This is a genomic window from Actinomadura sp. 7K507 (genome assembly GCF_004348425.1).
Lineage (GTDB): Bacteria > Actinomycetota > Actinomycetes > Streptosporangiales > Streptosporangiaceae > Spirillospora.
Genome location: NZ_SMKK01000041.1, coordinates 40,091 through 46,939 on the forward strand (window position 1 = coordinate 40,091; position 6,849 = coordinate 46,939).

The 6,849-nt window shown below is 72.2% G+C and carries 5 protein-coding genes; 3 read left to right on the plus strand and 2 right to left on the minus strand.

Annotated elements, in window-relative coordinates:
- Positions 1-11 precede the first annotated feature (11 nt).
- Positions 12-1,052: a leucyl aminopeptidase gene (locus E1285_RS12245; RefSeq protein WP_132151275.1), complete on the plus strand. Its 1,041-nt coding sequence runs from the start codon at positions 12-14 to the stop codon at positions 1,050-1,052.
- Positions 1,053-1,125: 73 nt separating this feature from the next.
- Positions 1,126-2,145, plus strand: a complete 1,020-nt coding sequence (locus E1285_RS12250; protein WP_132151277.1) for an amidohydrolase family protein — start codon at positions 1,126-1,128, stop codon at positions 2,143-2,145.
- Between the two features lie 102 nt (positions 2,146-2,247).
- Here E1285_RS12250 and E1285_RS12255 read toward each other — a convergent pair whose 3' ends face one another.
- Positions 2,248-2,745, minus strand: a complete 498-nt coding sequence (locus E1285_RS12255; RefSeq protein ID WP_132151279.1) for an Lrp/AsnC family transcriptional regulator — start codon at positions 2,743-2,745, stop codon at positions 2,248-2,250.
- A gap of 129 nt (positions 2,746-2,874) precedes the next feature.
- On the opposite strand from E1285_RS12255, the gene E1285_RS12260 reads away from it, so the two are divergent.
- Positions 2,875-5,205, plus strand: a complete 2,331-nt coding sequence (locus tag E1285_RS12260; RefSeq protein ID WP_243722736.1) for a pyruvate dehydrogenase — start codon at positions 2,875-2,877, stop codon at positions 5,203-5,205.
- 145 nt (positions 5,206-5,350) lie between these two features.
- Here the strand turns inward: E1285_RS12260 and E1285_RS12265 are convergent, their stop codons facing one another.
- On the minus strand, positions 5,351-6,808 hold the full coding sequence (locus E1285_RS12265) for an MFS transporter (RefSeq protein ID WP_132151281.1): 1,458 nt from the start codon (positions 6,806-6,808) through the stop codon (positions 5,351-5,353).
- Positions 6,809-6,849 lie beyond the last annotated feature (41 nt).

A 6,849-nucleotide genomic window follows, 5' to 3' on the forward strand; every position in this document is an offset into this window, starting at 1 on the left:
GAGGAAAGACGATGTACGACCAGAGCTTGATCCAGGGACTGTTCCGTGACCAGCTGACCCTGTGCGGCGTCCGCGAAGGCGAGCGGGTGGCCGTACTGTCGCGGGGGCGCGAACGGCTCGACTACGCCGACGCCTTCATGTACGCGGCCAGGAGCCTCGGCGCCACCACCTTTCACCTGCGCCTGCCGCGCCCCCTCCCGGACACGGGAAGCTGGTCGGTGGGATCGACCGAACTCGCCGCGAGCCCCCAAGCGGTCGAGGCGCTGAAGCAGTCGGACATGCTCGTCGACCTGGCGTTCCTGCTCTTCTCACCCGAGCAGTTCGCCGTCCAGGCGGCCGGCACCAGGATCCTCACGGTCGTCGAGCCGATCGAACTGCTCGCGCGCCTCGCCCCCAGCCCGGCACTGCGCGAGCGGGTCGAGGCCGCCGCCGGACTGCTGGAGAAGGCATCGACGCTGCGCTTCACCAACGAGCACGGCACCGACGTGACCTACCGGCTCGGCGCGTACCCGACCGTGCCCGAGTACGGCTACACCGACACACCGGGACGGTGGGACCACTGGCCGGCGGGATTCGTGTTCACCGGGGCCGCGGACGACGGCGTCGACGGCCGGATCGTCCTCGGCCCCGGTGACGTGCTCCTACCGCAGAACCTGTACGTGACCGGCCACGTCGAGTTCACGATCGAGAAGGGATTCATCACCGACATACGCGGAGGGTTCGACGCGGACCTGATCCGCTCCTACATCACGTCGTTCGACGACCCGCGCGGCTACGGCATGTCCCACATCGGGTGGGGTCTCGACGAACGCGCGCACTGGCACGGGCTCGCACAGCCGTCGTTCCCGGGGGGAATGGGGATGGAGCTGCGTTCCGTCTACGGCAACGTCATGTTCTCGATCGGCCCGAACAACGAACTGGGCGGTCCCAACGACACCGCCTGCCACCTCGACATTCCCATGCGTGGGTGCAGCCTGTTCCTCGACGACGAGCCGGTCGTCATCGACGGCGACATCGCGGTCCCGGATCTGCGGGCGCCGTCCCGCCGGTGATCCGGACGTCTTCTCGCTCCCCGTCCCGCGCTCCCGCCCCCGCGACTCTCACCGGCACCAACGGAGGTAAGGCATGACCGTGGTCGACAGCCAGTGGCACTGGTACCCCACCGCGTTCCTCGACGCGCACATCGGAAGGACGCACGGCCCCCGGGCGGAACGGACCGCGGAGGGGTACGTCTACGAGGTCTCGCCCGACGAGGTCTGGAAGTACGACCGGCGGTTCACCGACCTCGACCATCAGGTCAGGGTGCTGGACGAGGCCGGGATCGACATGGCCGTCGTCAGCGTGGCGGCGGCAGGCGATGTCAACGACCGGGAGCGCGAGGAGGCGCACGACCTGTGCCTGCTCCTCAACGAGGAACTGTCCCGGGCCCAGGCGACCCATCCCGGGCGCTTCGCGGGGCTGGCGCACCTCCCGCTCAAGCATCCCGACCTGGCGCTCGACATGCTCGAGGACGCCGTCGGCCGGCTCGGCCTGCGCGGGATCTACCTGCCGGGCAGTATCGACGGGATGTCGGTCGCGGACGAGCGGCTGTGGCCCGTCTACGCGCGGGCGGAGGAACTCGGGCTCCCCCTGTTCCTGCATCCGACCCGCTCCTTCCGGGAACCGAGGGTCACGCCCTACAAGATGGAAGTGACGATCGGATACATGTTCGACACGAGCTTCGCGTCGATGTCGCTCATCGTCGGAGGCGTCCTCGACCGCTATCCGCGGCTCAAGATCGTTCATCCGCATGTCGGGGGGGCGCTGCCGTATCTGCACGGCCGGATCGACGTCTACCGTGGCAAGGGATGGTGGCCCGGCCTGGAGCGGCCGTTCGCGGACTACCTGCGCCGGATGTGGTTCGACACGGTCTGCAACCAGCCCGAGTCCCTGAGCCTGCTGGCGGACCTGGTCGGGTCTTCACGGCTGCTGTTCTCCAGCGACTACCCGTACTGGTCGACCCGGCACGGAATCGATCTGGTGCGGAAGGTCATACCGGCCGGCCAGGTCGCGGGTGTCCTCGGTGGGAACGCCATCGAACTGCTGTCTCCGGCGGTAGGAGCGGTGCCCACCCCCGCGTCACCGGCGACGCCGGTACCGGAGTAGGACGTCCTCCTGCGCCGCGGCCGGTCAGCCCCTGGCTGCCTGGCCGGCCGTGCCGCCGGGCGCTCGCCTCGGTCCGGTGATGTCGCGTCCGCCCGAGCGGGTTCAGCCGTCCTCAGGGCTCGCCTCCCCCATCGCTCGGCGGAGCAGAGGAGTGATGCGGTACTTCACCAGTTCGCGCATGACCAGGGACGTGTTGGTGCGCTCGACGCCCGGGACCGCGAGGATCTCCCCGGCGATCCGGTAGAGGTCGTCGGCGTCGACCGCGACGCTCTGGACGAACAGGTCAGTGGAGCCGCTGACGCCCTGCACCTGGAGGATCTCCGGGATGCCGGCCAGCGAGGAGGCCACCTCGTCCAGCCTGCGCTGGGCGACCTGGACGGTGATGAACGCGGTCAGCCGGTAGCCGAGGGCCGCCGGCGAGATCCGGTGCTCGAACGGCCGCAGCGCCGCGCCCTCCTCCAGCCGCGCGAGCCTGGCCTGCACCGTGTTGCGCGACAGCCCGGTCCGCTCCGCCAGCGCGATCATCGTGGCCCGCGGCGTGTCGTTCAGGGCCCTCAGCAGCCGCGCGTCGGTCTGGTCGACGCGGTCCTCGCTTCGCATGATGCTCGCTTTCTGCGCGGGGGATGAGATGAGAGCGTGCATTCTGCTCAATATTTGCCCCGCTTATTGTGCACCAATGTACTTCATGCTCTGCTCGCAGTAGTCGTGTGCACGGTCAGGAGAACACTTATGAAGCAGATGACAAGCGCGCCGGTCGCCGCGCGGCAGCCCGGCGGGGACGTGCTGCGGGAGATCGAGCGCCGGGTGCTGTGGCTGGCGAGCTCGATGGTCCACGAGGCCAACCGGGTGCGCCCGAACCCGTCCGGCCTCAAGGCCGGCGGCCACCAGGCATCGTCGGCGTCCATCGTGTCGATCATGACCGCGCTGTGGTTCGGTCACCTGAGGCCGCAGGACCGGGTGTCGGTGAAACCGCACGCCTCCCCGGTGCTGCACGCGATCAACTACCTGCTCGGCGAGCTGGAGGAGTCCCGCCTGCCGACGCTGCGGGCGTTCGGCGGGCTGCAAAGCTACCCGAGCCGCACCAAGGACCCCGATCCGGTGGACTACTCGACCGGCTCGGTCGGGATCGGCGCCACCGCCCCGATCTGGGGCGCGCTGGCCCGCCGCTACGTCGACCACGCGTTCGGCGGCACCGGGACCGGCCGGCAGTACTCGCTGGTGGGCGACGCGGAGCTGGACGAGGGCGCAGTGTGGGAGGCGATCCTGGAACCCGGCGTGGGCGAGCTCGGGGAGATCGTCTGGATCGTCGACCTGAACCGCCAGTCGTTGGACCGGGTGATCCCCGACATCGCCGCCGACCGGTTGCGCGGGATGTTCGCCGCCGCCGGGTGGCAGGTGCTGACCGTGAAGTACGGGGACCTGCTGGAGGATCTGTTCGTCCAGCCCGGCGGGGACGCGCTGCGCGAGCGCATCGACCGGATGCCCAACCCGGAGTACCAGCGGCTGCTGCGCTGCGGCCCCGGCGAGCTGCGCGAGCGCCTCCCGGGAACCGGTCCGGGACGCGAGCGGATCGCCTCACTGATCACCGGGCTGGACGACGCCACCTTGGCGGCCGCCATCGCCGATCTGGGCGGGCATGACCTGGCGGCCCTCGACCGCGCCTACTCCGCCATCGACGACGGGCGGCCCACGGTCATCTTCGCGTACACCGTGAAGGGGTACGGGCTGCCCACCCACGGCCACCCGCAGAACCATTCGTCGCTGCTGACCACCGCCCAGATGGAGGAGCTGGCGGCCGAGGTCGGCGCCGACCCGGCCCGTCCCTGGGCGCGGTTCGACCCGGGCGGCGCCGCGGGGCTGCTGTGCGCCGAGACGGCTCGCCGACTGCGCCGCCCCGGCGTCCGGGCGCCCAAGGCGCCGGACCCGCCCCACGACTTCGGCCGCACCCCGACCGGGACGGCGACGACCCAGGCGGCACTGGGCCGCGTGCTGATGGACCTCACCCGGTCGGCGCCCGAGATCGCCCGCAGGGTGGTGACGGTGAGCCCGGACGTCAGTTCCAGCACCAACCTGGGCGGCTGGGTCAACAAGGTGGGCGTCTGGTCGGCGCGGGAACGTCCCGACTGGTTCGCCGACGACTCCGAGACGATCCTGCACTGGCGTGAGCGGCCCACCGGGCAGCACATCGAGCTGGGCATCGCGGAGACCAACCTGGTCGGGCTGATCGGGGAGCTCGGCACCACCTGGAGCCGGTGGGGCGAGCCGCTGCTGCCGATCGGCGTGCTGTACGACCCGTTCGTGCAGCGGGCGGCGGAGCCGTGGTCGTTCGGCATCTACGCGGGCGGCCAGTCGATCCTCGTGGGGACGCCGTCCGGTGTGAGCCTGGCCCCGGAGGGCGGCGCGCACCAGTCGATCACCACCCCGTCGCTGGGCATCGAGCAGCCGGGCTGCGTCTCCTACGAGCCGGCGTTCGCCATCGACGTCGAATGGACGCTGCTCGCGTCCATGGCCCGGCTGGGGCGGCCGGACGGCGGCTCGGCGTACCTGCGCCTCTCCACCCGGCCGGTGGACCAGTCGCTCGCCGGCGTTCCGCGGGATCCGGCGGCCCGCGAACGGCGCCGGGCGCAGGCGGTCGCGGGAGGCTACCTCCTGAGGCGCACCGAGTCCCCCGCGGTCACCATCGCGGCGATGGGCGCGGTGGTGCCCGAGGCGCTGATCGCGGCGGACCGACTGGCCGGCCACGGCGTCGACGCCGACGTGGTGTGCGTGACCAGCCCCGGCCTGCTCATGAGCGCGGTGCGCGCCCGCCAGGGCCACGAGGAGGCGCCGAGCTGGATCCTCGACCGCCTCTTCCCCGCCCACCGGGCCGCCCCGCTGGTCACCGTGCTGGACGGCCATCCGCACACGCTGGCGTTCCTGGCGACGATCAACCGGGTGCCGACCACCTCGCTGGGCGTCACGCGGTTCGGCCAGTCGGGGTCCATCGAGGACGTGTACCGCCATCACGGCCTCGACGCCGACGCCATCGTCCGCGCCGGCCTCGACCTGGCCGACGGCTGACGCCGGGTCGGCGCGGCCCCGACGTCCGCGACCGGCCCGCGCCCGTCCGGGCCGTCCGGTGCGGCCCGCCGAGCGCGGCTGCCGGCGGCGGACGGTGTCCCCGGCGTCCATGAATTCCCTTCTCTCGGGGGCTGGAGGAACGGGATCAGGCGTCGACACGTTCGACCGCGTCGCCGGTCGTCCGCACCGGGTGCGCCTGCGGGCGGGGGGTGAATCCGAGGGCGGCCACGAGGGTGAGAGCGATCCCGACGGCCGCGGCGAACACCGCGGTCCGCAGCCCGTCGGTGGTGGCCGCGGGCAGAGCGGGCCCGGTCACGCCTTCGGTGGGGGCGTTGGCGATGGCGACCAGAACCGCCAGGCCGACGGCGCCGCCGACCTGCTGGGTGGTGGAGGCCACCGCCGAGGCGACACCCTGCTGGTGCCCCGGGGTGGCGGCGGTGGCCGCGCCGAACATCAGGGTGTAGCCCGCGCCCTGCCCGACGCCCAGAACGATCAGGCCGGGGAGCAGGCTCAGGTAGGAACTGCCTGTGCCGAGGCTCGCGCCGAGGACGACGGCGCCGGCCCCTCCCACGGCCAGGCTCGCGAGCATCGCGGTGCGCGGGCCGCGGGCCGTCGCCAGCCGCCCGGCGAGCTGGGAACCGGCAACGATGGCGGCCATCGGGACCAGGAAGGCCAGCCCGGTGTGCAGCGCGTCGTACCCCCGCACGGCCTGGAAGTAGACGGTCAGGAAGTACAGCAGGGTGCCGAAGGTGGCCATGTACAGGAACGTGACCACCGCGCCCGTGGACAGGTCGCGGCCGCGCAGCAGCCGCAGCGGCAGCAGCGGGTCGGCGCTGCGGGCCTCGATCGCGGCGAACGTCGCCAGCAGCGCCGCGCCGAGCCCCGCCGCGCCCATCACGGACGGCGCGGCCCAGCCGGACTCGGGCCCCTGCACCAGCGCGAACACCACCAGCGTGGTCCCGGCTGTGGCGGTCAGCGCGCCGGCCGCGTCGAACCTGCGGCCGTCCCGCCGGGTGGTGCCGCGCGGGACCAGCGGCAGGGCCAGCAACGCCGCGGCGGCGGCCAGCGGCACGTTGACGTAGAACACCGCGGCCCAGCCGAACGCCTGGGTGAGCACGCCCCCGAGCAGCGAGCCAAGGATCATGCCGCTGCCGCCGGCGGTGCCCCACACCGCGAAGGCCCGGTTGCGCTCGCGTCCCTCGGCGAATCCCGTGGACACCAGCGTCAACGTGGCGGGGAACAGCAGCGCCCCGCCGAGGCCCTGCACCGCTCGCGCCGCCACCAGCGGCACCGGGGAGCCGGCCAGCCCGCCCGCCAACGACGCCACCGCGTACAGCGCCAGCCCAGCCATGAAGACGCGGCGCGGACCGAACAGGTCCACCGCGCGGCCGCCCAGCAGCAGGAACCCGCCGAACGCCACCGCGTAGGCGCTGACCACCCATTGCAGGGTCTGCGCCGAGAAGCCCAGCTCGGAGCCGATCTCCGGCAGCGCCACGTACACGATGTTGTAGTCCAAGGAAACGATCAACTGCGCGAACGCCAGGAGCGCCAGAGCCGCAGTCGGCCGGCGGAAGCGCCCCGGTCCGTTCCGGTCGTCTGCCACTTGAGGGTCACCTTTCTTGTGTTGGGAGGTCGGGGTGGAGC